The 21,110-nt window shown below is 68.9% G+C and carries 17 protein-coding genes; 10 read left to right on the top strand and 7 right to left on the bottom strand.

The window, feature by feature from the left end; all coding sequences use genetic code 11:
• The first annotated feature begins 36 nt into the window (after positions 1–36).
• Positions 37–579 (top strand): DUF1003 domain-containing protein, encoded by a 543-nt coding sequence (locus VM685_RS00820; RefSeq protein ID WP_325458206.1) that lies wholly within the window; start codon positions 37–39, stop codon positions 577–579.
• On the opposite strand, the gene VM685_RS00815 is transcribed toward VM685_RS00820, so the two are convergent.
• Positions 576–1,337 carry a metallophosphoesterase family protein gene (locus tag VM685_RS00815; protein ID WP_325458205.1) on the bottom strand — a complete coding sequence of 254 codons (762 nt, stop codon included), beginning with the start codon at positions 1,335–1,337 and terminating at the stop codon, positions 576–578. The two genes, VM685_RS00820 and VM685_RS00815, sit on opposite strands and share 4 nt — an antisense overlap.
• Positions 1,321–2,100 carry a hypothetical protein gene (locus VM685_RS00810; protein ID WP_325458204.1) on the bottom strand — a complete coding sequence of 260 codons (780 nt, stop codon included), beginning with the start codon at positions 2,098–2,100 and terminating at the stop codon, positions 1,321–1,323. The genes VM685_RS00815 and VM685_RS00810 overlap by 17 nt, the downstream gene beginning before the upstream one ends.
• A 411-nt stretch (positions 2,101–2,511) precedes the next feature.
• Here VM685_RS00810 and VM685_RS00805 point away from each other — a divergent pair, with 411 nt between their 5' ends.
• A complete protein-coding gene (locus VM685_RS00805; RefSeq protein ID WP_325458203.1) occupies positions 2,512–8,385 on the top strand; it encodes a HAMP domain-containing protein in 5,874 nt (1,957 codons plus the stop codon).
• A gap of 1 nt (position 8,386) precedes the next feature.
• Positions 8,387–10,453: a response regulator gene (locus VM685_RS00800; RefSeq protein WP_325458202.1), complete on the top strand. Its 2,067-nt coding sequence runs from the start codon at positions 8,387–8,389 to the stop codon at positions 10,451–10,453.
• A 1-nt stretch (position 10,454) separates the two neighbouring features.
• On the opposite strand, the gene VM685_RS00795 is transcribed toward VM685_RS00800, so the two are convergent.
• The 4 genes from VM685_RS00795 to VM685_RS00780 form a co-directional block, all read right to left on the bottom strand.
• Positions 10,455–10,724, bottom strand: coding sequence for a hypothetical protein (locus VM685_RS00795; RefSeq protein ID WP_325458201.1), 270 nt, complete (start codon positions 10,722–10,724; stop codon positions 10,455–10,457).
• A gap of 41 nt (positions 10,725–10,765) precedes the next feature.
• Positions 10,766–11,836, bottom strand: coding sequence for an aldose 1-epimerase (locus VM685_RS00790; protein WP_325458200.1), 1,071 nt, complete (start codon positions 11,834–11,836; stop codon positions 10,766–10,768).
• A gap of 3 nt (positions 11,837–11,839) precedes the next feature.
• Positions 11,840–13,126, bottom strand: coding sequence for a family 1 glycosylhydrolase (locus VM685_RS00785; protein WP_325458199.1), 1,287 nt, complete (start codon positions 13,124–13,126; stop codon positions 11,840–11,842).
• Positions 13,127–13,250: 124 nt separating this feature from the next.
• A complete protein-coding gene (locus tag VM685_RS00780; RefSeq protein WP_325458198.1) occupies positions 13,251–13,490 on the bottom strand; it encodes a hypothetical protein in 240 nt (79 codons plus the stop codon).
• A gap of 173 nt (positions 13,491–13,663) precedes the next feature.
• Between VM685_RS00780 and VM685_RS00775 the strand changes: the two genes are divergently transcribed.
• The 6 genes from VM685_RS00775 to VM685_RS00750 all read left to right on the top strand — a co-directional run bounded on the left by VM685_RS00775 (position 13,664) and on the right by VM685_RS00750 (position 18,562).
• Entirely contained in the window at positions 13,664–14,500 is an 837-nt protein-coding gene (locus tag VM685_RS00775; RefSeq protein WP_325458197.1) for an SMP-30/gluconolactonase/LRE family protein, read from the top strand.
• Positions 14,501–14,578: 78 nt separating this feature from the next.
• Positions 14,579–14,944 (top strand): hypothetical protein, encoded by a 366-nt coding sequence (locus VM685_RS00770; protein WP_325458196.1) that lies wholly within the window; start codon positions 14,579–14,581, stop codon positions 14,942–14,944.
• A 96-nt stretch (positions 14,945–15,040) separates the two neighbouring features.
• Positions 15,041–16,765, top strand: a complete 1,725-nt coding sequence (locus VM685_RS00765; RefSeq protein ID WP_325458195.1) for an IlvD/Edd family dehydratase — start codon at positions 15,041–15,043, stop codon at positions 16,763–16,765.
• Entirely contained in the window at positions 16,765–17,682 is a 918-nt protein-coding gene (locus tag VM685_RS00760) for a 2-dehydro-3-deoxygalactonokinase (RefSeq protein ID WP_325458194.1), read from the top strand. Before VM685_RS00765 ends, VM685_RS00760 begins: the two co-directional genes overlap by 1 nt.
• Positions 17,679–18,302 carry a 2-dehydro-3-deoxy-6-phosphogalactonate aldolase gene (locus VM685_RS00755; RefSeq protein ID WP_325458193.1) on the top strand — a complete coding sequence of 208 codons (624 nt, stop codon included), beginning with the start codon at positions 17,679–17,681 and terminating at the stop codon, positions 18,300–18,302. The genes VM685_RS00760 and VM685_RS00755 overlap by 4 nt, the downstream gene beginning before the upstream one ends.
• A gap of 47 nt (positions 18,303–18,349) precedes the next feature.
• Complete coding sequence (locus VM685_RS00750; RefSeq protein ID WP_325458192.1) at positions 18,350–18,562, top strand: hypothetical protein; 213 nt, start codon at positions 18,350–18,352, stop codon at positions 18,560–18,562.
• Positions 18,563–18,571: 9 nt separating this feature from the next.
• On the opposite strand, the gene VM685_RS00745 is transcribed toward VM685_RS00750, so the two are convergent.
• Positions 18,572–20,836, bottom strand: coding sequence for a family 1 glycosylhydrolase (locus tag VM685_RS00745; RefSeq protein ID WP_325458191.1), 2,265 nt, complete (start codon positions 20,834–20,836; stop codon positions 18,572–18,574).
• A gap of 105 nt (positions 20,837–20,941) precedes the next feature.
• Between VM685_RS00745 and VM685_RS00740 the strand changes: the two genes are divergently transcribed.
• A partial coding sequence (locus tag VM685_RS00740; RefSeq protein WP_414693330.1) for an NAD-dependent epimerase/dehydratase family protein occupies positions 20,942–21,110 on the top strand: 169 nt, incomplete at its 3' end.

Here is a 21,110-nt window from a genome sequence, read left to right as displayed (position 1 = left end):
GCCGGAACGAGCCGGCCGCCCACGGGTTCGGCGGGCATGGACGACATGCGCCACCTCACCGACAAGCCGCAGCAGGACATGGCCGCGGTGCTCCGCCGGAACATCGAGGCGATGCGGGGCGAGCGCGAGCGCGAGGCGGCGGAGGCCACCTGGGGCGAGCGGCTGGCGTCGAGCATCACCGGCTTCACCGGCTCGCTGACCTTCGTCTACCTGCACGTGGCCCTGGTGGCGGTCTGGGTGGCGGTGAACCTGGGCTTCGTCCCGGGCGTGCCGCGCTTCGACCGCACCTTCGTGATCCTGGCGACGGTGGCGTCGGTGGAGGCGATCTTCCTCTCCACCTTCGTGCTGATCAGCCAGAACCGCATCGCGGCGCTGGCCGAGAAGCGTGCGGCGCTGGACCTGCAGATCAACCTGCTGGCCGAATACGAGATCACCCAGCTCGCGAAACTCGTGGGCGCCATCGCCGAAAAGGTGGGCGTCGAAGGCGTCCCGCCGCCTGAGCTCGAGGAGATCACCCGCGAGGTGGCGCCCGAGGCGGTCCTGAAGGAGCTCGACGAGGAGCTGAAGGACCGGCCCTAGACGTCGAAGAGGGCGTACTCGATGCCGAGGTCGCGGTTCAGCACCGGCTTGGCGACGTTGTAGACCGGCGTGCCCCGCGGCGTTCGGCCTTCGTAGGCGCCGCGGTGGGCATGGCCGTGCAGCACGCATTTCACGCCGTCGAAGCGGTCGATGGTCTCGCCCATGCGCGCCGAGCCCAGGAAGGGGAAGATCTCCGGCGGCTCGCCCATCACCGTGTCCTGGACCGGCGAGTAGTGGAGCACCACCACGGTCCGCTCGGTGCGCAGCATCCGCAGCGAGCTTTCGAGCTTGAGGTTCTCGTCCACCGAGGCCTGGACGAAGGCCTTGATCTCCGGCTCGCCGAAGGCGCTCAGCATGTAGCGGCCGTAGCCGCCGATGAAGCCCTTGCAGCCGGCGAAGCCGACGCCGTCGATCTCGTAGGCCTCCCCGTCCAGCAGCTTGACCCCGGCCTCGTGCAGGATGCGCGCGACCTCCTGCGGCTGGCCGCACTCGAAGTCGTGGTTGCCGAGCACGCCGACCACCGGGATCGACAGGGCCTGCAGGTCCTCGGCGAGGATCTCCGCCTCCGGCGTCTTGCCGAAGTTGGTGAGATCGCCGCACAGGGCGAGCACGTCGGCCTCCTGGCTGATGCGGCTGAACAGGTCCCGGTAGGGGTGGGGATGGTTCTCGCCCACGTGCAGGTCGCCGATCGCGGCGAGCCTCAGGTGGCCGTTCGACGGTCCCCCGGGCGCGGTTTCCGGATCAGGCGATAGGCTCATGCCGCTCCTCCAGGCCCTTGCCGACCACATCGGCGAAGCCCCATTCGGTGATGTCGGTGACGTAGTCGCGCGGGCTGAACAGCCGCCCGCGGCAGACCTTCACCCGCGCCGCGGGCAGGCCCACCTGGGCGTGCAGCCGGCTGGTGAGCTCCTCCATCACCCAGGTGGGGATGGTGTCGCGCTCGGTCGGATAGATGAAACGGAAATTCAGGAGGTGGGTGAGCAGCACCTCCCAGTAGGGCTCCATGTAGCGGAGCAGGCGCTGCCAATCGATCCGGTCGGAGGCGCGCAGGATGACGTGCGCGACGTCCGCGCCGTCGTAGCGGTAGCGGTCCTGGATGAACATCTTCGACAGGATCAGCTCGGTCGGCGGGGTGATCTTCGCCTCCGTGCCGTAGACGCAGATGGTGTCGTTGCCCTCGAACCACTCGTCGGTGATCGGCGCGGTGCCGTTCGACATGGCGAAGATCACGTCGAAGAAGTGGTTGTCCTGCCAGACCTTGGCGATCCAGCGCTCGTCCTCGACGTCGGTGCGGTAGCCGCGCTCCTGGAAGAAGGCGAGGATCTTCGGGTAGTCGCCGGCCTTGCAGAATACGTCGAGGTCCTTCGTGGGCCGGACGATGCCAGTGTAGGCGGTGACCGCATAGGTCCCGGACAGCAGGAAGGGGATGCCGGACTCGGTCAGCAGCTTCAGGCTTTCGGCGTAGAAGGCTTCCGCCTCGGGCGGGGGCTCGAAGGCGGCGGCGTCATAGGCGTGCGACATGCGTCAGGGGCTCAGGGGCTGGAAGGGCGGTGCGCCCCTTGCCCCAAACGGCAGCCCCTGCAGCCGGTTCCGGCCAGCCGCCGCGCGGCCGCCGTCGCGGGCTTTCCGGCGGCGCGCGGGATCATCTTTCTACGGCGGATCCCAGACGCGGGCGTGTTGCGGGCGGCCGGCCGGAGACAGCAGCTTAGCTGTTGATCTGGCTTGCGTTTTGCGCCACCCTGTGGACTTAGGGCCCGTGGCGCCCCCGTGGCTTGCGCCTCAGATACCGTCCACAAAATTTTTGCAGCAAAGCTGGAACCGGACCGCAAGTTCGCCCGTTCGTCCGTCAGGGCGGGGGTGTGTCTTGTGGTCGGGGTCGGCCGCAACGCATGTCCCCTGCGACCGCACCACACGTTCGTTCCCGGGGGAACCATGGCCGCATCCGTCACCGCCTCGCCGAAGCCTGCGAAGCCGTCAGCCAAAGCCAGCGCCAAGGCGCGCAGCCCGCGCGGCGGCAGCGAGCTGGACACCGCGGAGCTTCTGTCCGTCCTGCGGGCGTTCCGGCGCGGTGACTTCTCGGTTCGGCTGCCGCGGGGCCTGACGGGGGCCGCGGGCGAGATCGCCGAGGCCTTCAACGACGTGGTCGAGCTCAACGACCGCATGACCAAGGAGTTCGAGCGGCTCGGCGAGACCGTGGGCCGCCAGGGCAAGATCAACCACCGCGCCCGGCTGCCGGCCGCGCAGGGGTCCTGGGCCGCCTCCGTCGAGGCGGTGAACACCCTGATCGCCGACATGGTCCACCCGACCGCCGAAATGGCCCGCGTGATCGGCGCGGTGGCCAAGGGGGACCTTTCCCAGACCATGGACCTTGAGAACGAGGACCGGCCGCTGCGCGGCGAGTTCCTCCGGATCGGCCGGGTCGTGAACACCATGGTGGGCCAGCTGGGCTCCTTCGCCTCGGAAGTGACCCGGGTGGCGCGGGAAGTGGGCACCGAGGGCAAGCTGGGCGGCCAGGCGCAGGTGCGCGGCGTCGCCGGCACCTGGAAGGACCTCACCGACAACGTGAACTTCATGGCCGCCAACCTGACCGGCCAGGTGCGGAACATCGCCGAGGTGACCACCGCCGTGGCCAACGGCGACTTGAGCCGCAAGATCACCGTGGACGTGAAGGGCGAGGTGCTCGAGCTGAAGAACACCATCAACACCATGGTGGACCAGCTGAACGCCTTCGCGAGCGAAGTGACCCGGGTGGCGCGGGAAGTGGGTACGGAAGGCAAGCTGGGCGGTCAGGCCCAGGTGAAGGGCGTCGCCGGCACCTGGAAGGACCTCACCGACAACGTGAACCTGATGGCCGCCAACCTGACCGGCCAGGTGCGGAACATCGCCGAGGTGACCACCGCCGTGGCCAAGGGCGACCTCTCAAAGAAGATCACCGTGGACGTGCGCGGGGAGATCCTCGAGCTGAAGAACACCATCAACACCATGGTGGACCAGCTGAACGCCTTCGCCTCGGAAGTGACCCGGGTGGCGCGGGAAGTGGGCACCGAGGGCAAGCTGGGCGGCCAGGCCCGAGTGGAAGGCGTGACCGGCGCCTGGAAGGACCTCACCGACAACGTGAACTTCATGGCCGCCAACCTGACGGGTCAGGTGCGGAACATCGCCGAGGTGACCACCGCCGTGGCCAACGGCGACCTCTCCAAGAAGATCACCGTGGACGTGAAGGGCGAGATCCTCGAGCTGAAGAACACCATCAACACCATGGTGGACCAGCTGAACGGCTTCGCTTCGGAAGTGACCCGCGTGGCGCGGGAAGTGGGTACGGAAGGCAAGCTCGGCGGCCAGGCCCAGGTGAAGGGCGTCGCCGGCACCTGGAAGGACCTCACCGACAACGTGAACCTTATGGCCGGCAACCTGACCGTCCAGCTGCGGGACGTGTCGAAGGTGGCCACCGCCATCGCCAACGGCGACCTGACGCAGAAGATCACCGTGAACGTGCAGGGCGAGATCCTGCAGATCAAGGACGTGATCAACACCATGGTGGACCAGCTGAACTCGTTCAGCTCGGAAGTGACGCGCGTGGCGCGGGAAGTCGGTACGGAAGGCAAGCTCGGCGGCCAGGCCCAGGTGAAGGGCGTCGCCGGCACCTGGAAGGACCTCACCGACAACGTGAACCTGATGGCCGCCAACCTGACGGGTCAGGTGCGGAACATCGCCGAGGTGACCACCGCCGTGGCCAACGGCGACCTGTCCAAGAAGATCACCGTGGACGTGAAGGGCGAGATCCTCGAGCTGAAGAACACCATCAACACCATGGTGGACCAGCTGAACGCCTTCGCGAGCGAAGTGACCCGGGTGGCGCGGGAAGTGGGTACGGAAGGCAAGCTCGGCGGTCAGGCCCAGGTGAAGGGTGTCGCCGGCACCTGGAAGGACCTCACCGACAACGTTAACTTCATGGCCGCCAACCTGACCGGCCAGGTCCGTAACATCGCCGAGGTGACCACCGCCGTGGCCATGGGCGACCTCTCCAAGAAGATCACCGTGGACGTGCGGGGCGAGATCCTCGAGCTGAAGAACACCATCAACACCATGGTGGACCAGCTGAACTCGTTCGCCTCGGAAGTGACCCGGGTGGCGCGGGAAGTGGGTACGGAAGGCAAGCTCGGCGGTCAGGCCCAGGTGAAGGGCGTCGCCGGCACCTGGAAGGACCTCACCGACAACGTGAACCTGATGGCCGCCAACCTGACCGGCCAGGTCCGTAACATCGCCGACGTGACCACCGCCGTGGCCAAGGGCGACCTCTCCAAGAAGATCACCGTGGACGTGCGCGGGGAGATCCTGGAGCTGAAGAACACCATCAACACCATGGTGGACCAGCTGAACTCGTTCGCCTCGGAAGTGACCCGGGTGGCGCGGGAAGTGGGCACCGAGGGCAAGCTGGGCGGCCAGGCGCAGGTGCCCGGCGTCGCCGGCACCTGGAAGGATCTCACCGACAACGTGAACATGATGGCCGCCAACCTGACGGGTCAGGTGCGGAACATCGCCGACGTCGTGACCTCGGTGGCCATGGGCGACCTGAAGCGGAAGCTGACCCTGGACGCCAAGGGCGAAATCGCCGCGCTCGCCGACACCATCAACGGGATGATCGAGACGCTCGCCACCTTCGCCGACCAGGTGACCAACGTGGCCCGCGAGGTGGGCTCCGAAGGCAAGCTCGGCGGCCAGGCCCGGGTGCCCGGCGCCGCCGGGCTGTGGCGCGACCTGACCGACAACGTGAACGAACTGGCCGCCAACCTGACCACCCAGGTGCGCGCCATCGCCGAGGTGTCCACCGCCGTGACGAAGGGCGACCTGACCCGGTCGATCACCGTCGAGGCGTCGGGCGAGGTGGAAGAGCTGAAGAACAACATCAACGAGATGATCCGGAACCTGAAGGATCAGACGTTGAAGAACACCGAGCAGGACTGGCTGAAGACCAACCTGGCCCGGTTCACCCGGATGCTGCAGGGCGAGCGCGACCTGTCCACCGTGTCGAACCTGGTGCTCTCGGAACTGGCGCCGCTGATCAACGCCCAGCACGCGGTCTTCTACGTCACCGACCGTGACGACGAGGGCCAGATGGTGCTGAACCTGGCGGCCTCCTACGCCTTCAACAACCGCAAGCACCTGGCCAGCCAGTTCAAGCTGCGGGAGGGCCTGATCGGCCAGTGCGCCTACGAGAAGTCGCGCATCCTGCTGACCAACGTGCCCAAGGACTACGTCCAGATCTCGTCGGGCCTCGGCGAGGCGCCGCCGGCCAACATCATCGTCCTGCCCGCCCTGTTCGAAGGCGAGGTGAAGGCGGTGATCGAGCTGGCCACCTTCGGCGAGTTCAACGAGACCCAGCAGCAGTTCCTCGACCAGCTGATGGAATCCATCGGCATCGTGCTCAACACCATCGCCGCCAACATGCGGACCGAGGGCCTGCTGAAGCAGTCCCAGCTCCTGACCTCGGAGCTGCAGGCCCAGCAGGAAGAGCTGAAGAAGACAAACGACCGGCTGGAACAGCAGGCCGCGTCGCTCCGCCAGTCGGAGGAACTGCTCCGCACCAAGCAGGAGGAGCTGCAGCAGACCAACGCCGAGCTCCAGGAGAAGGCGCACCTGCTGTCGATCCAGAACCAGCAGGTGGAAGCCAAGAACCGCGAGGTGGAGCAGGCGAAGATCGCGCTGGAGGACAAGGCCGAGCAGCTGGCCCTCACGTCGAAGTACAAGTCCGAGTTCCTGGCCAACATGAGCCACGAGCTGCGGACGCCGCTGAACAGCCTGCTGATCCTCTCCAAGCTCCTGGCCGACAACGCCGCGGGCAACCTGACGGAGAAGCAGGTCGAGTTCGCCCGCAACATCCACGATGCGGGCACCGACCTGCTGGGTCTGATCAACGACATCCTCGACCTGTCGAAGATCGAATCCGGCACCGTCACCCTCGACATCGGCGAGATGTCCTTCGCCAGCCTGCGGGATCAGGTGGACCGGACGTTCAGCCAGGTCGCCCTCGACAAGAAGCTCGACTTCCAGGTGGAGCTCGACCCGGCGCTGCCGCGGTCGATGTACACGGACGACAAGCGGCTGCAGCAGATCATCAAGAACCTGCTCTCGAACGCCTTCAAGTTCACCGAGCATGGCCATGTGAAGCTGAAGGTCTCCCGCGCCCACGGCGGCTGGAGCCCGATCAACGACCACCTCAACACCGCGGGCCAGGTGCTGGCCTTCCAGGTGGAGGATTCCGGCATCGGGATCCCCGACGACAAGCAGCGGATCATCTTCGAGGCCTTCCAGCAGGCCGACGGGACCACCAGCCGCAAGTACGGCGGCACGGGCCTCGGCCTCTCGATCAGCCGCGACATCACCCGCCTGCTGGGCGGTGAGCTGAAGGTGGAGTCGAAGCCCGGCAAGGGCTCGACCTTCACCCTCTACCTGCCGCTGAACTTCAGCCCGGCCCAGCCCAGCGCGCGGCCGGCTTCGACCACGCCGACCCTGGCGCGGCCGATGATGCTGCCGTCGGCCTTCTCCGACGAGCCGGTGGAAGCCGTGGCGGACGATCGCGACAGCATCTCGTCGGGCGACAGCGTGGTGCTGATCGTCGAGGACGACCCGCGGTTCGCCTCGATCCTGCTCAGCCTGGTCCACGAGTCCGGCTTCAAGGGCGTGGTCACCGGCGAGGGCGGGGCGGCGCCGTCGCTGGCGCGCCGGTTCGGGCCTGACGCGATCATGCTCGACATCGGCCTGCCCGACATGGACGGCCTGGCCCTGCTCGACCTCCTGAAGCGGACGCCCGAGACCCGGCACATCCCGGTGCACGTCATCTCGGCCGACGACCAGAAGGGCCTTGGGCTGTCGATGGGCGCCTTCGGCTTTACCCACAAGCCGGTGGAGCGCGAGGTGGTGGTCTCGACCCTGCAGGGCGTAAAGAGCTTCGTCGACAAGGCGGAGCGCCGGATCGTGCTTGTGGGCTCCGACGGCGAGGCCGCCGAGCTCCTGCGTCAGTGCTTCACTCAGGTGGAGGTGGTGGACGACCTCGCCTCGGTCCTGGCGCGGCCGGCGGCCGACCGCCCGGACGGCCTGATGATCGAGGCCCAGGCCACGGCGATCCCGGAGATGGTCGAGCAGCTCAAGCAGAGCGACGGCCGGATGGTGCCCGCGGTGGTCTATGCGCCCGAAGAGCTGGAGCCCGAAGATGATCGCAGGCTCCGGCTTGCGGTCTTCGGCGGCCTTGTCCGCCTCGCCCGCACGCCTGACCAGCTGATCGACCAGGCAAGCCTGCTGCTGCACGAGCCGCTGGAGCGGATGTCCGCCCCGGCGAAGGCCAAGCTCAGCCAGAGCAAGCACGACGACGCCGTGCTCGCCGGCCGCAAGGTCGTCGTCATCGACGACGACATCCGCAACATCTTCTCGCTGGCGTCGGCCCTCGAGGAGTATGGGATAGAGCTCAGCTATGCGGAAAGCGGCCGCGCGGGGCTTGAGGTGCTGGACGCGAAGCCCGATGTGGACGTGGTTCTTGTGGACATCATGATGCCGGACATGGACGGCTACGAGACGATCCGCGAAATCCGCGCCAGGCAGCACCTGGCCGACCTGCCTATCGTGGCGGTGACGGCGAAGGCCATGAAGGGCGACCGCCAGAAGTGCATCCAGGCCGGCGCGTCCGACTATGTCTCCAAGCCCGTGGACATCGACCACCTGGTCTCGGTCCTGCGGGTGTCGATCCAGCGGGCGGACGCCATGAAGCTGGCCAGCGACACGGTGGTGTCCCTGATGCCGCAAGCGAGCTGACGTGACCCGAGTCTCACCCGCCAGCGTCGTGACGCGAGCCTGGCGGGCGGAGCCTCCGGCGCCGCCCGACCTGGAGACGCCGCTCACGGCCCGGATCCTCATCGTCGACGACGACGAGCGCAACGCGTTCGCCGCCGTGCAGGCGCTTGAGGGGCTGGGCCATGAGCTGGTGGTCGCCCGGTCGGGCGAGGAGGCGCTGCGGCGCCTGCTCACCGAGGATTTTGCGCTCATCCTGCTCGACCTGCACATGCCGGGCATGGACGGGTACGAGACGGCCGAGCTGATCCGCACGCGCAAGCGGACCAAGGACACCCCGATCGTCTTCCTGACGGCGATCTTCCGGGACGAGGCCCACGTCTTCCAGGCCTATTCGGCCGGGGCGGTGGACGTGGTCTTCAAGCCCGTGGACCCCTTCATCCTGAAGTCCAAGGTGACGGTCCTGACGGACCTCTATCTCAAGACCGAGGAGGTGAAGCGGCAGTCCGCCTACCAGCAGTGGCTGCTCGACGAGCACGCGCGGGTGAAGGCGGAGAAGGCCCAGACGGAGAAGGCGCTCAGGCGCACCGAGGCGCGGCAGGAGGCGATCCTGCAGTCCCTGCCGATCGTCTTCACCTCGCGCAGCATCGAGCCGCCGTTCGCCCCGCAGTTCGTGTCGGAGTCGATCAAGGACATCACCGGTTTCCCGGCGTCGCGATTCGTGGAGGAGGCGGAGTTCGGCTCCAGCCGCATCCACCCCGACGACCTGGACCGGGTCGTGGACTCCATCGGCCGGGCGGTGAAGACCGGCCGCTATTCGGTGGAGTTCCGCTGGCTGTGCGCCGACGGCCAGTACAAGGTGCTGCAGGATCAGGGCGTGATCGCGCCCAGCGTCGACGGCGAGCCGCGGGAGATCTTCGGCGTCATGCTGGACGCCACGGACCGCCACAGCCTGGAGGAGCAGCTCGCCCAGGCCCGCAAGATGGAAGCCGTGGGCCAGCTCACCGGCGGCGTGGCGCACGACTTCAACAACCTGCTGACGGTCGTCCTGGGCAACGTCGACATCATGGCCCGCAAGGCCGAGGACGAGGCCCGCCGAACGCGCCGGATCGAGGCCATCCGCCAGGCCGCCGAGCGCGGCCGCGACCTCACCCGCCAGCTCCTGGCCTTCTCGCGCCGCCAGCACCTGACGCCGGTGACCATCGACGTGAACGCCCTGATCCACGACTTCGCGCCGCTGCTGCGCCAGGCCGTGGGCGAAGCCGTGACGGTGGACCTCAAGTTCGCCGAGGAGATGCTCTGCGCGCACGTCGACCCGACGCAGCTGGAGACGGCGCTGCTCAACCTGGCGGTCAACGCCCGCGACGCCATGCCGGACGGCGGCTTGCTGGAGATCGCCACCCGCCGGGACGGTGAGCGCATCGGCGTCGAGGTCACCGACACGGGCGTGGGCATGTCGCAGGACGTCCGCGACCGCGTCTTCGAGCCCTTCTTCACCACCAAGGAGGTGGGCAAGGGCTCGGGCCTGGGCCTCTCGCAGGTGTACGGTTTCGTTCAGCAGTCCGAGGGCGAGGTCCGCCTGGAGAGCACGCCCGGCAAGGGCACGACCTTCAGCCTCCTGCTGCCGGCGTCGTCGACTCCGGCGGAGGTCGTGAAGCCGGCCGAGCGCGCCAAGACCATCGAGGGCGGCGACGAGAAGATCCTGCTGGTCGAGGACGATCCCACGGTCCTGGCGCTCACCCTCGATATGCTGACCGGCCTGGGCTACGACGTGACGACCGCCACCAACGCCGCCGAGGCGCTGGAAGTCGTCCACTCCGACGCCAAGATCGACCTGCTGTTCACGGACGTGGTGATGCCGGGCGGGGTCAGCGGGGTCAGCCTCGCGCGGACGTCGCGGGAAATCCGTCCGGACCTGCGCGTGCTCCTCACCTCGGGCTTCGTGGGCGAGGGGGCGGTCATCGAGAACGCCGAGTTCCCGCTGCTCGACAAGCCCTACGAGACGGCGCTGCTGGCGGCGAAGCTGCGCAAGCTCCTCGACAAGCCCGGGCGGCGCAAGAAGCAGCGCGAGGGCGCGGCGGCGGCCGAGTAGGTCAGGTCCGCGCCAGGCGGCGCAGGGCCGCGGCGAGCCGGCGGGCCCGCGTCCGACCCATCTCCGCGTCACGCTCTCCGGAGGAGAGGGCGGTGGCCATGGCCTCGAGCTGTTCGGCCCGGCCCTCGGGCGCGAAGGCGTCGGCCAGCATGGAGGCTTCGGTCAGGAGATCGGCCCGCAGCTCCGCCGGACAGGCGTCGAGCAGGGCCTCTTCGAAATCGATGATGTCGGCCGTGCCTTTCGGCTCGGCCGGTCGTTGCGCACGTTCCATGGAGCCCTCGTCGTCGGCTCCTCGTAACCCCTCGACCTAACTCAGGTTCCTAAGGCGAAGACCGCGAGGCGGACCTCGTAGGCGAGGGTTGCGCCGGGCGAAAGCCGGGCCATTCCGGTGTCCGTCCCGGGCGGCCAGATGGCCGCGAAGGGCTCGGCAAGGTTGAATTGCGGCTCCACCACCACGAACGGCTTGTCCGGCGGCGCATAGATCTGCACGGCCTTCACCTCCGGTGTCGGGGAGGCGATACGCAGGCCGATCCCGGCGGCGGGATCCAGCACCTCGACCACCGTCTGGCCTTCCTGCCGCACGAGATCGGTGAAGCAGTCGTCCAGATAGAGGTCGCCCAGCGCCGCTCCGCCATTGAAGTCGTAGGGCGTCCCCGCCACGGGCAGCAGCCGTCCGGTGGGAAGCACCTCGTCATAGTCGTTGTTCTCGCAGCGCAGGCGCGCCGGCAGGCGCAGGCGGGCCTGGGCGCGGTCGCCGCTGGGCAGCTGGAAGTAGGGATGCCAGCCGAGGCCCAGGGGCAGGGGCTCGGAGCCGGTGTTCCGCGCGGTGACGTAGAGGAGGAGCGCGCCGCCGCGCAGGGCCCAGGCGATCTCGAGCTGCAGCTGTCCGGGCCAGCGGCCGCCGAAGTCACCGGCGTCCAGGCGGCCGGTCACGGCGTCCTCGGAGGCCTCGAACGGGACACAGGCGTCGAGGATCAGGCCGTGCATGGCGTACTGCTCGGCGCCCGGGGCCTTGCCGCCCCAGTTGCGCGGCAGGCGCACCGCGCGGCCGTCGACCACCGTCTCGATCTCGCGCGAGTCCGCCAGCGCCCGTCCGCGGATGCGATTGGCGTAGGGGGCGAGCAGGCAGCCGCCGAAGGCGAAGGCGCGGTTTCCGGCGAAGTCGTCGGGGCCGCCGGAAAGCTCCCGGGCGGCGTCCTCCGGCTCTGGGGCGAAGAGGCCGTCGACGATGCGGCCGTCGGGCATCCGCAGCCGCGCCTGCAGCAGCATCATGCCGCGGCCGGGCAGGACCTGGGCTTCCGTGAAGGCGGGGCCCTCGGGCGGCAGGTCCCGCGCCCGCAGGGTGACGAGCGGCGCGCCGCCGATCCGGAGCCCCCCGGACACGGCCTAGCCGCTCTCGCCGACGGTCAGCTCCACCGCGCGCAGGTGGCGGGCCTCCTGCCGGTGGCGCTCGGCGGCCGGCTCCTCGTATTCGGACGGCATCACGATCGGCACCGACAGGCAGACGCTCTGGGTCGGCAGCACCTCGCCCCAGTCGGCGATCAGCTGCTTGTAGGAGCGGCCCACGGGGCGGATCTCGCGGTTGAGGTCATAGAGGCCAACCGGATGGACCCGGCCGTTGTCCTCGCGCAGGCCGGTGTCCCAGTCGATCTGGTCGGTAAGCGAGTACCAGGTGAAGCCCACGGTCGGCACGCCATCGTTGCGCACGCGCAGCACGTTGGCCCACTCCTTCCACAGCCAGTTCACCGCCTCGTCGCCGTTGGGACCCTCGGCGATGTTGGTCTCGGTGTGCATCACCGGCAGGCGGTAGCGGTTGTAGTACTGCCGGGTGATCTCGTTGTAGCCGAAGATCTCGCCAGAGGCCCGGCTGGAGCCGTCGGCGGCCACGCGGTGCTCGTTGGTCCAGTAGTAGTCGTTGCCCAGGATGCAGTGGTGGTGCAGGGCGTTGCCGAGGAAGAAGTGGTACTCCTCGCGGGTCATGCCGTTGTCGAGCAGGTACTCGTACATCTCCGAGTCCACCCGGTGCCCGTAGTTCAGGTCCAGTGACAGGAAGCGCCGGGAGTTCTCGATCTCGGCCGGCTTGATGGCCGCCGGGTTCTCGGCGTGGAAGTACTCCGAGGACTCGCTCTGGATGAAGATGGCGTCGGGCCGGACCTTCAGGATCTCCTGCATGGCCCGCACGTTCGCCTTCACGATGTGCTTGAGCGCGGTGACGAAGGTCAGGTCCGTCGTGCCCTGCTCGTTCCACCAGCCGTACTTGCCGGAGAACTGGGCGCAGATGAACATCTCGTTGACCGGGGTGTAGAGCTGCACCCACGGGAAGCGCCGGGCGAAGGCCGCCGAGTAGCGGGCGAACACCTCGGGGAAGTCCGGGTTCTGGAAGTCGCCGATCCAATCGGGCACGCCGAAATGGCAGAGGTCGACGATCGGCACGATGTCCCGCCGCTTCAGCTCGGCGAAGGTGACGTCGGAGAACTCCCAGTCGTACTTGTCCGGGCCGAGCAGGCTGGTGTGCAGCGGCGGCCCGTAGCGGAGGAACCGGAGGCCCAGCTCCTCGACCAGGTCGAAGTCCTTGCGCCAGTGCCGGTAATGGCCGCAGGACTCCATCTGGTCCACGCGCACGCGGCCGTTCTTGATCTTCGGGATGCTGTTCTCGATCCCGGTGGCGAACATGAAGGCGGAGATGGCGAGTTCCTCCGAACTGCCGCGCTTAAATGGCGGCGCCCCGAAGCCGGTAGAACTCCGGGGCGCACGCTGGGTTCAGTATTTTCCGCCGAGGCTCCGGCGGAGGGAAGGCCTATTCGGCGGCTTCCGCGAGCGGCTGGCCGTTGATCTTGCGGCAGCGCGAGAGGAGCGCCAGATGGTCAGCGCCGTTCACGACGTTGCGCACCCAGGCCTTGTCGCCGTGGACGGCGACCACCTCGAAGTGCGGGAAGAGGTTCGGACCGGTCCGGACGAGGTCGCCCGCCTGGATATCCTCCTCGTACTCGCGCTCGTGGCTGATAGAGAAAACGTCGGAATAACTGGACAACGACATCTGTGGGATCCCCTCCCGATTCTGTCGTCTAAGATAGTAGACCCCAGACTCTGAACGTAAGCCAAACGCGGACGTCAGGATGTCGCAGTCGATAGACAACAGTGTTCGCGGAACCTTCACACGATTCGCGGACGCCTTGACCGCAGGAGTAGGCCTTGGACGTGCGCTGTGTGGTGCAAGCCTCTGATCAGCTTGGAGAAGGGCCCGTCTGGGCGGCGCGGGAAGGCCGTCTGTACTGGTTCGACATCAAGGGCCTGAGGTTGTCCTGGTACGAGCCCTCCACCGATGCGCGTGGGTCGTTCGCCCTGCCGGTGCGCGCTAGCGCCGCAGCCCCAAGGGCCAAAGGCGGGCTGCTCCTGGCCACCGAGAAGGGCCTGGCGGTCTGTGACCCGCATGCCGGGACCCTCGCGATCGTCCAACCCTACGACCTTGGCCCGGGCTTCCGCACCAACGATGGCAAGATCGACCCTCAGGGTCGGTTCTGGTGGAGCACCATGGACGACGATGGCGGGAAGCGGCCGGGCGCCGTGTTCCGCACCGGCCCGGACATGAAGACGGTGCGGGTGCTGACGGGGATCCACATCCCCAACACCATTTCGGTCAGCGCGGACGGCCGGACGCTCTACATGGCCGACTCGAAGCTGCAGACCCTGTTCGCGCACGACGTGGACCGGCTGGACCAGGTCCGCGAGTTCGCCCACACCCGCGGCGAGGCCGGATCGCCTGATGGCTCGGCCATCGACGCCGAGGGCTACCTGTGGAACGCCCAGTGGGGCGCCTGGCGGATCGTCCGCTACGCCCCCGACGGGCGCATCGACCGCATCGTGCGGGTGCCCGTGGAACAGCCGACCAGCTGCGCCTTCGGCGGCCCGGACCTTTCCACCCTCTACGTCACCAGCGCCTGGGACGAGCTGTTCCCTCAGCAGAGGGCCGAGCAGCCCCTGGCGGGCGGCCTGTTCGCCTTCGAGCCCGGGGTGACGGGGATGCCGCTGCCGGAGTTCGCCGGGTAGACCGCATAACGGCGTCGTCCCGACTTGCGCCCCGCGGCAGGCCAAGCTTAGCTGCTCGTTCCAGACAGGGGACGCTCAGTGGACGAACTTTCGGCGCGCGACGAGGACCTGAAGCTCATCCATGTGTCGCTGGTGCTCGGCCACCGGCCTGCCTACCCGGACGCGCACTTCGACGAACTGACGCTGAACGGGCAGCCAGTCACCATCTGGAGCGAGGCGCAGTTCCCCGGCCAGCAGGGCATTATCATCGCGCTGGGCTGGCACGAGCCGAAGGCGACGCTGAACCTCTCCTGGCGGTTCCGCATCCCGTTCAACGGCGAAGGCGTCTACCTGGTGGGCTGCTACCTCGACCGCGGCATCAGCAAGATGAAGCGCCTACAGCTCTACGAGGACGTCATGCCCGGGCAGGTCTGCGAGGGGACGGCCTCCTTTACCCTGCCGTAGCGGCCGCACCCCCGACCGTCGGTGAAACGCCTGAACCGACCCCGCCGCTCAGGGGTTAAGGTGAGGCATCTCCGGGGAAATCGAGGGTCCAGGCGCATGGCCGACAAACCGCTGCGCAGCCAGAAGAGCTACGGAAAGCTTGACCGGGACGGGTTCATCCACCGCAGCTGGATCAAGGGCACCGGCCTGCCCGACCACGTCTTCGACGGCCGCCCGATCATCGGCATCTGCAACACCTGGTCGGAGCTGGTCACCTGCCAGTTCCACCTGCGCGACCTCGCCGAGTACGTGAAGCGCGGCGTCTGGGAGGCCGGCGGCGTGCCGATCGAGTTCCCGGCCATGAGCCTGCCCGAGACCCAGATGCGGCCGACGGCCATGCTGTTCCGCAACCTGCTGGCCATGGAGGTGGAGGAGTCGATCCGCGCCAATCCCATCGACGGGGTGGTGCTGCTGGGCGGCTGCGACAAAACCACCCCCGGCCAGCTGATGGGCGCGGCGAGCGTCGACCTGCCGGCGATGGTGGTCTCCTCCGGCCCCATGCTGAACGGCAAGTGGCAGGGCAAGGACATCGGCTCCGGCACCGACGTCTGGCGTTTCTCCGAGGCGGTGCGGGCCGGCGAGATGAGCCTGAAAGACTTCCTCTCCGCCGAGGCGGGCATGAGCCGCAGCCACGGGGTCTGCAACACCATGGGCACGGCCTCGACCATGGCCAGCCTCATCGAAGCCCTGGGCATCAGCTTGCCGAACAACGCGGCCCTGCCGGGCGTGGACAGCCGGCGCAAGACTCTTGCCCATCTGACCGGCAACCGGATCGTCCAGCTGGTCAAGGAGGACGTGAAGCCGTCGGACATCCTGACCCGGGAGGCCTTCGAGAACGCCATCCTGATGCACGCGGCGATCGGCGGCTCCACCAATGCGGTGGTCCACCTGCTGGCCCTCGCCGGCCGGGTCGGGGTGGACCTGACGCTGGAGGATTTCGACCGCATCGGCCGGGAGGTCCCGCTGCTGGTGAACCTGATGCCGTCCGGCCGCTATCTGATGGAGGATTTCTGCTACGCCGGCGGCTGTCCGGCGGTGATGAACGAGTTGGGTCCGGTGCTGCGGCGCGAGGCGCTCACCGTGTCGGGTCTCAGCCAGGGCGAGATCGCGGACGCGGCCGAGGTCTGGAACCGCGAGGTGATCGGCACGCGCGACGCCCCGATCGGTCCGTCCTCGGGCGTCTGGGTGCTGCGCGGCAACCTGTGTCCCGACGGGGCGATCCTGAAGCCCAGCGCCGCCTCGCCCGAGCTGCTCACCCACCGGGGTCGCGCGGTGGTGTTCGAGGACATCGAGGACTACCACGCCCGCATCGACGACCCGGACCTGGAGGTCGACGAGACGTCGATCCTCGTCCTCAAGGGCTGCGGGCCGCGCGGCTATCCCGGGATGCCGGAGGTGGGCAACATGGCCCTGCCGCCGAAGCTGTTGCAGAAGGGGGTGCGCGACATGGTGCGGATCTCCGACGCGCGGATGAGCGGTACGGCCTACGGCACGGTGATCCTGCACGTCTCGCCGGAAGCCGAGGCGGGTGGACCGCTGGCGCTGGTGCGGAACGGCGACGAGATCGCCTTCGACGGGCCGAACCGCACGCTCGAGCTGCTGGTCGACGACGCCGAGCTGCGCCGCCGCCGCGAGGCCTGGGAGGCGGCGCGAAAGCCCTCCGAGTTCCAGCGCGGCTGGTACCGTCTCTACATCGACACGGTGATGCAGGCCGACCGTGGGGCCGACCTCGACTTCCTGGTGGGCAAGTCCTCCAGCGAGGTCACCCGGGAAAGCCACTGATGGGCAAGCCGGCGCTCCTGGCCTGCGACTGGGGAACGACGAACCTGCGCGCCTGGACCTTGGACGCGGATGGGCAGGTGGTGGCGCACAAGGAGTTCGACCTCGGCGTCTCCCGGCTGGCGCCCGGCGAGGCGGCGAAGCGCTTCGAGGCGGAGGTGCAGCCGGCGTTCGGGGCCCAGGGGCTGCCGGCGATCCTCTGCGGCATGGTCGGCTCCAACCTCGGCTGGACGGTCGCGCCCTACGCCGACTGCCCCGTAGGCCTCGATGAGCTCGCCGCCTGCCTGGCGCCGGTGGAGGCGCACGGCGCCTGGGCCCGCATCGTCCCGGGCGTGCGCAGCCAGGGCCTCGCCGGCGCGCCGGACGTGATGCGCGGGGAGGAGACCCAGCTGATGGGCTGGCTTGCCGAGCACCCGGACCGGCGCTCAGGGCGGCGGGTCATCTGCCACCCCGGCACCCACGCCAAGTGGATGCTGGTGGAGGACGGCCGGCTGGTCCGCTTCGTCACCGCCATGACCGGCGAGCTGTTCGCGGTCCTGGGCAAGCACAGCGTCCTGAAGAGCGAGGCCCCGGCGAATGACATACCGGCGTTTGAGATGGGGCTCGTGGCGGCGGGGGAGGGCGACGCCCTGGCCGCACGCCTGTTCACCGCCCGCTCGCGGGTGGTCGGCGGCGGTGCGTCCGCTGAAAGCACGCCGAGCTACCTGTCGGGCCTGCTGATCGCGGCCGAGGTCGCCGCCGTGCCGCGCCTGCTCGGGATCGCTGCCCACGAGCCGGTGGTCCTGCTGGGCGACGAGAGGCTCTGCAGCCTCTACTCCCGAGCGCTTGCCCGGCGCGGCGTGGCGCATGAGACCTTCGACGGGGAGGCGGCGGCGGTGGCCGGCCTCTTCGCCCTCTACAGCCTGGGAGCGGCCCGATGACCCTCGACGAAGCGCTCGCCCACTGTCCGGTGGTGGCCATCGTCCGCGGCGTGAAGCCCGACGAGGTGCTGGACCATGCCACGGTCCTGCTGGAGGCCGGGGTGTTCGGCGTCGAGGTGCCGCTGAATTCCCCCGACCCGATCGAGAGCATCCGCAGGCTGGCCGCCGAGTTCGGCGTGCGGATGGTCGTGGGCGCCGGCACCGTGCTCACGCCCGAGCGGGTGGAGGCGGTGGCGGGGGCCGGCGGGCGGATCGTCATCTCGCCGAACACCCAGCCGTCCGTGATCCGCCGGTCGGTGGAACTGGGCCTGGAGCCTGCGCCCGGCTTCGCCACGGCGAGCGAGGCCTTCGCCGCCATCGACGCGGGCGCGCGGCATCTGAAGCTGTTCCCCGCGGTGACCTACGGGCCCTCGCACGTGAAGCAGCTCCGGGCCGTCCTGCCGCCGGAGGCGGTGGTCTGGGCGGTGGGCGGCGTCGGGCCCGACAGCATGGAGGCATGGTGGGCGGCGGGAGCGCGCGCCTTCGGTCTTGGCGGCGAGCTCTACAGGGCCGGCCAGTCCGTGGCGGAGACGCGCGACAAGGCCAGCCGCGTGGTCGAGGCCGCCCGCGCCCTGGGCTGAACCTCGGCGTGGCCTGCGGGTTTAGCTCTTGAACGGAGGGACACCCGATGAAACAGCTCACCCGCTTCGCGATCGACGTTCGCGACGAGGACTTCCTGCTGACCCTGGAGGACGATTCCGGGACCAAGCACGAATTCGCCGCCTCCCCGGAACAGCTCGACGCCGTCATCGACGCCCTCGACGACCTGCTCTCCGAGCACGAGGAGGAACTGTTCGAGGTCGAGGACGACGCCCCAACCTACCAGAAGCCGCTGGGCTAGCCGCTCAGGCTAGGCGTCCTCGCGCGGCTGGCGTCGGCCGGCGCGCATGAACAGGTCGGGCGGCGCGCCGTCCACCATGGCCTCGGCCTCGGCCGCGAACTCCGCCTCGGTGACGATGGCGGCGTAGCGCCCGATGGCGTTCTCCAGCGTCGGCATCACGAGACCGCGTTCGGTGCCCAGCGGGGCGTAGGCGGGCCGCGGCGCGGGCCAGCCGAAGCTGCGCCCCGGGCGGCCGATGACCCGGCGCGCATCCAGGTTCAGCGCGGCGGCGACGCGGCGGGCGAATTCCGCCCACGAGACTTCCCCGCCGTTGGCCAGGTGGCGGATGCCGGTTTCGCCGTCGATGAGCAGGTCCAGGGTCGCATCGACCAGGTCGGGCACATAGGTCGGCGAGACCACCAGGTCGTCGGCGGCGTGGAAGTCCTGGTCCGCGGCCAGCGTGCGCAGCACATGGGCGGCGAAGTTGTAGGGATCGAAGGGGGAGAAGAAGGCCGCCGTGCGGACCATCAGGGGCCGCCCGCCGAGGTCGAGGATCTCACACTCCGCCCGGGCCTTGCTGAGGCCATAGACGTTGAGCGGGGCCGGCGCGTCGCTCTCCACATAGGGCCGGTCGGAGCGGCCGTCGAACACCAGGTCGCTGGAGAAGCCGACGAAGGGAATGCCGCGATCGCGGCAGGCCCGGGCCAGCTGGATCGCGCCCTCCGCATTGGCGGCGAGGCAGGCGGCCGTCTCGGCCTCCGCGTCGTCCACCCGCACCCAGCCGGCCGCGTTGATCACGCCCCAGGGCTCGCAGGCGTCCAGCACGCGGGCGATGGAGTCCGGATCGGCGAGCGACAGCTCGCCCCGGCCGGTCAGGCGGTAGTCGATCCCGCGCCATTCGCAGGCCCGGGCCAGGGCCTTGCCCAGGGTGCCGGTGGCGCCGGCGATCAGCAGCGGCCGCGCCGGCGCCTGGCCGGTGCGCCACTCGGGGCGAGGCTCGGGAGAGTCGACGGTGCGGAACACGGGCCGGAACTCCATACGGATGTCACGTCGCCACCAGCCGGGGCCGAGGGTGGCGGGATGCGGCGTTTCGGCGCCGGAACCCAGTCGCGTCAGCTCGGCGGCGAGCGCGGTCGGCCGCGGCGGCTCGGCCCGGACGTCGAAGGCTCCCACCTCGTAGTGGCCGATGTGGCGGGTGAGCAGGCTGTTCCAGTCGTAGGTCCCGAGCAGCGCCCAGGCGGTGACCGCGCGCAGGTCGACGCCGCGGCCGCGCAGCCGGTGCGCCGCCTCCCAGGCCTCGCGCAGCCAGCGCACCTGCTCCTCGCGCGTGCAGCCGTTGTGCGTTTCGGTGACGGCCAGCGGCAGGCCGTAGCGCGTCCAGGCTTCGTCGAGCACGCCTTCGAGTCCGCCGGGAGCCGGCAGGGCGACCCGCACCGCCTCCACGTCGGCGAAGGCCATGTACTGGTTCCCGCCGTGCCGCTCGGGCGGATAGTCGTCGAGCCGGTGGTCGAGGAAACGGTCGGAGGTCAGGTAGTGATTCACCCCGACCACGTCCGGCGGGCAGGGATCGTCTGCGATCGCCCGGAGCCGGTCGCCGAACCCGAAGCTCTCCAGCCGGTCCCACAGGAGGTGGCCCGGCGTGACCCGGCCGGCCAGCAGGTCCCAGGTCATCCAGCGCCGGGCGTTGTCGAAGTCCGCCTGGTGCTTCACCGCGCGGGTGGAATAGGTGCGCCCGAGATCCTCGGTCTGGATCAGCCGGGCGGCGGAGTTGACCTGCCGGATCTCACGCATGGCCAGCCGCGTGGCGTCGATCTGGTTGAACAGCGCGACCCAGAACATGTGCTCGTCGGCCAGGTGCGGATACCAGTGGCCGTAGAGGGCGGAGAAGCGGGCGGTGGTGAGCGGCTCGTTGACCGGCGTCCAATCCTCGATCCACGGGTACCGCTCGGCGGCGGCCCGGGCGTAGGCGGCGAAGGCCGGGACGAAGCCCTGGTCCACGAGGCTCGTGTACCGTGGGCCGCTGCCGTGGTGCAGCAGGCCCGCGATCGGTCGCATCCCGAGGTCACGGATCCGGGGGAGTCGCTCGTCCGTCCAGCTCCAGTCGAAGCGGTCCCGCTGCGGCGCTACGCGCTCCCACAGCACCGGATAACGCAGCGCCTTGAGGCCGAGCGCTGCGAAGCGCTCCAGGTCCTCGGGACGGTGCTGGTGGCCGGAGCGGATCGTCTGGTCGTGGAAGGCGCCGCCCACACGGTTCACCGTGCATTCGTGACCGCCCCACAGCTCAAGTTCAGGCATACACCCTGGCTTTCCCGTCACAGCCCGAAAACTAAAGCCGTGGTTTCAGCAAATCGTTCCACCGCCTTGCTTTTGATGCTGGAACGGTTCTCCGGGCGGTGAATTATGAACCTCATGGATCGGGGATCTAAGTCCGCCGTGCTGGTCACGGGCGGAGCCGGCTACATCGGCGCACACACCGCAAAAGCCCTGCACGAGCAGGGCTATTTTCCGGTCGTCTACGACAGCCTGAGCTCGGGCTTCCGAGAGGCCGTCCGCTGGGGCGCGTTCGTGC

Source organism: Phenylobacterium sp. (assembly GCF_035539035.1).
Taxonomy (GTDB): domain Bacteria; phylum Pseudomonadota; class Alphaproteobacteria; order Caulobacterales; family Caulobacteraceae; genus Phenylobacterium.
Note: the sequence above shows the minus strand (reverse complement) of the source record. Positions and strands in the feature narration are given on the sequence as shown.

Excerpts from the sequence above, each read along its gene's own strand:
- VM685_RS00815 (WP_325458205.1), bottom strand. The coding sequence starts at position 1,337 with ATGAGCCTATCGCCTGATCCGGAAACCGCGCCCGGGGGACCGTCGAAC.
- VM685_RS00755 (WP_325458193.1), top strand. The coding sequence starts at position 17,679 with ATGACCCTCGACGAAGCGCTCGCCCACTGTCCGGTGGTGGCCATCGTC.
- VM685_RS00745 (WP_325458191.1), bottom strand. The coding sequence starts at position 20,836 with ATGCCTGAACTTGAGCTGTGGGGCGGTCACGAATGCACGGTGAACCGT.
- VM685_RS00765 (WP_325458195.1), top strand. The coding sequence starts at position 15,041 with ATGGCCGACAAACCGCTGCGCAGCCAGAAGAGCTACGGAAAGCTTGAC.
- VM685_RS00780 (WP_325458198.1), bottom strand. The coding sequence starts at position 13,490 with ATGTCGTTGTCCAGTTATTCCGACGTTTTCTCTATCAGCCACGAGCGC.
- VM685_RS00820 (WP_325458206.1), top strand. The coding sequence starts at position 37 with ATGGACGACATGCGCCACCTCACCGACAAGCCGCAGCAGGACATGGCC.
- VM685_RS00785 (WP_325458199.1), bottom strand. The coding sequence starts at position 13,126 with ATGTTCGCCACCGGGATCGAGAACAGCATCCCGAAGATCAAGAACGGC.
- VM685_RS00750 (WP_325458192.1), top strand. The coding sequence starts at position 18,350 with ATGAAACAGCTCACCCGCTTCGCGATCGACGTTCGCGACGAGGACTTC.
- VM685_RS00805 (WP_325458203.1), top strand. The coding sequence starts at position 2,512 with ATGGCCGCATCCGTCACCGCCTCGCCGAAGCCTGCGAAGCCGTCAGCC.
- VM685_RS00760 (WP_325458194.1), top strand. The coding sequence starts at position 16,765 with ATGGGCAAGCCGGCGCTCCTGGCCTGCGACTGGGGAACGACGAACCTG.
- VM685_RS00795 (WP_325458201.1), bottom strand. The coding sequence starts at position 10,724 with ATGGAACGTGCGCAACGACCGGCCGAGCCGAAAGGCACGGCCGACATC.
- VM685_RS00810 (WP_325458204.1), bottom strand. The coding sequence starts at position 2,100 with ATGTCGCACGCCTATGACGCCGCCGCCTTCGAGCCCCCGCCCGAGGCG.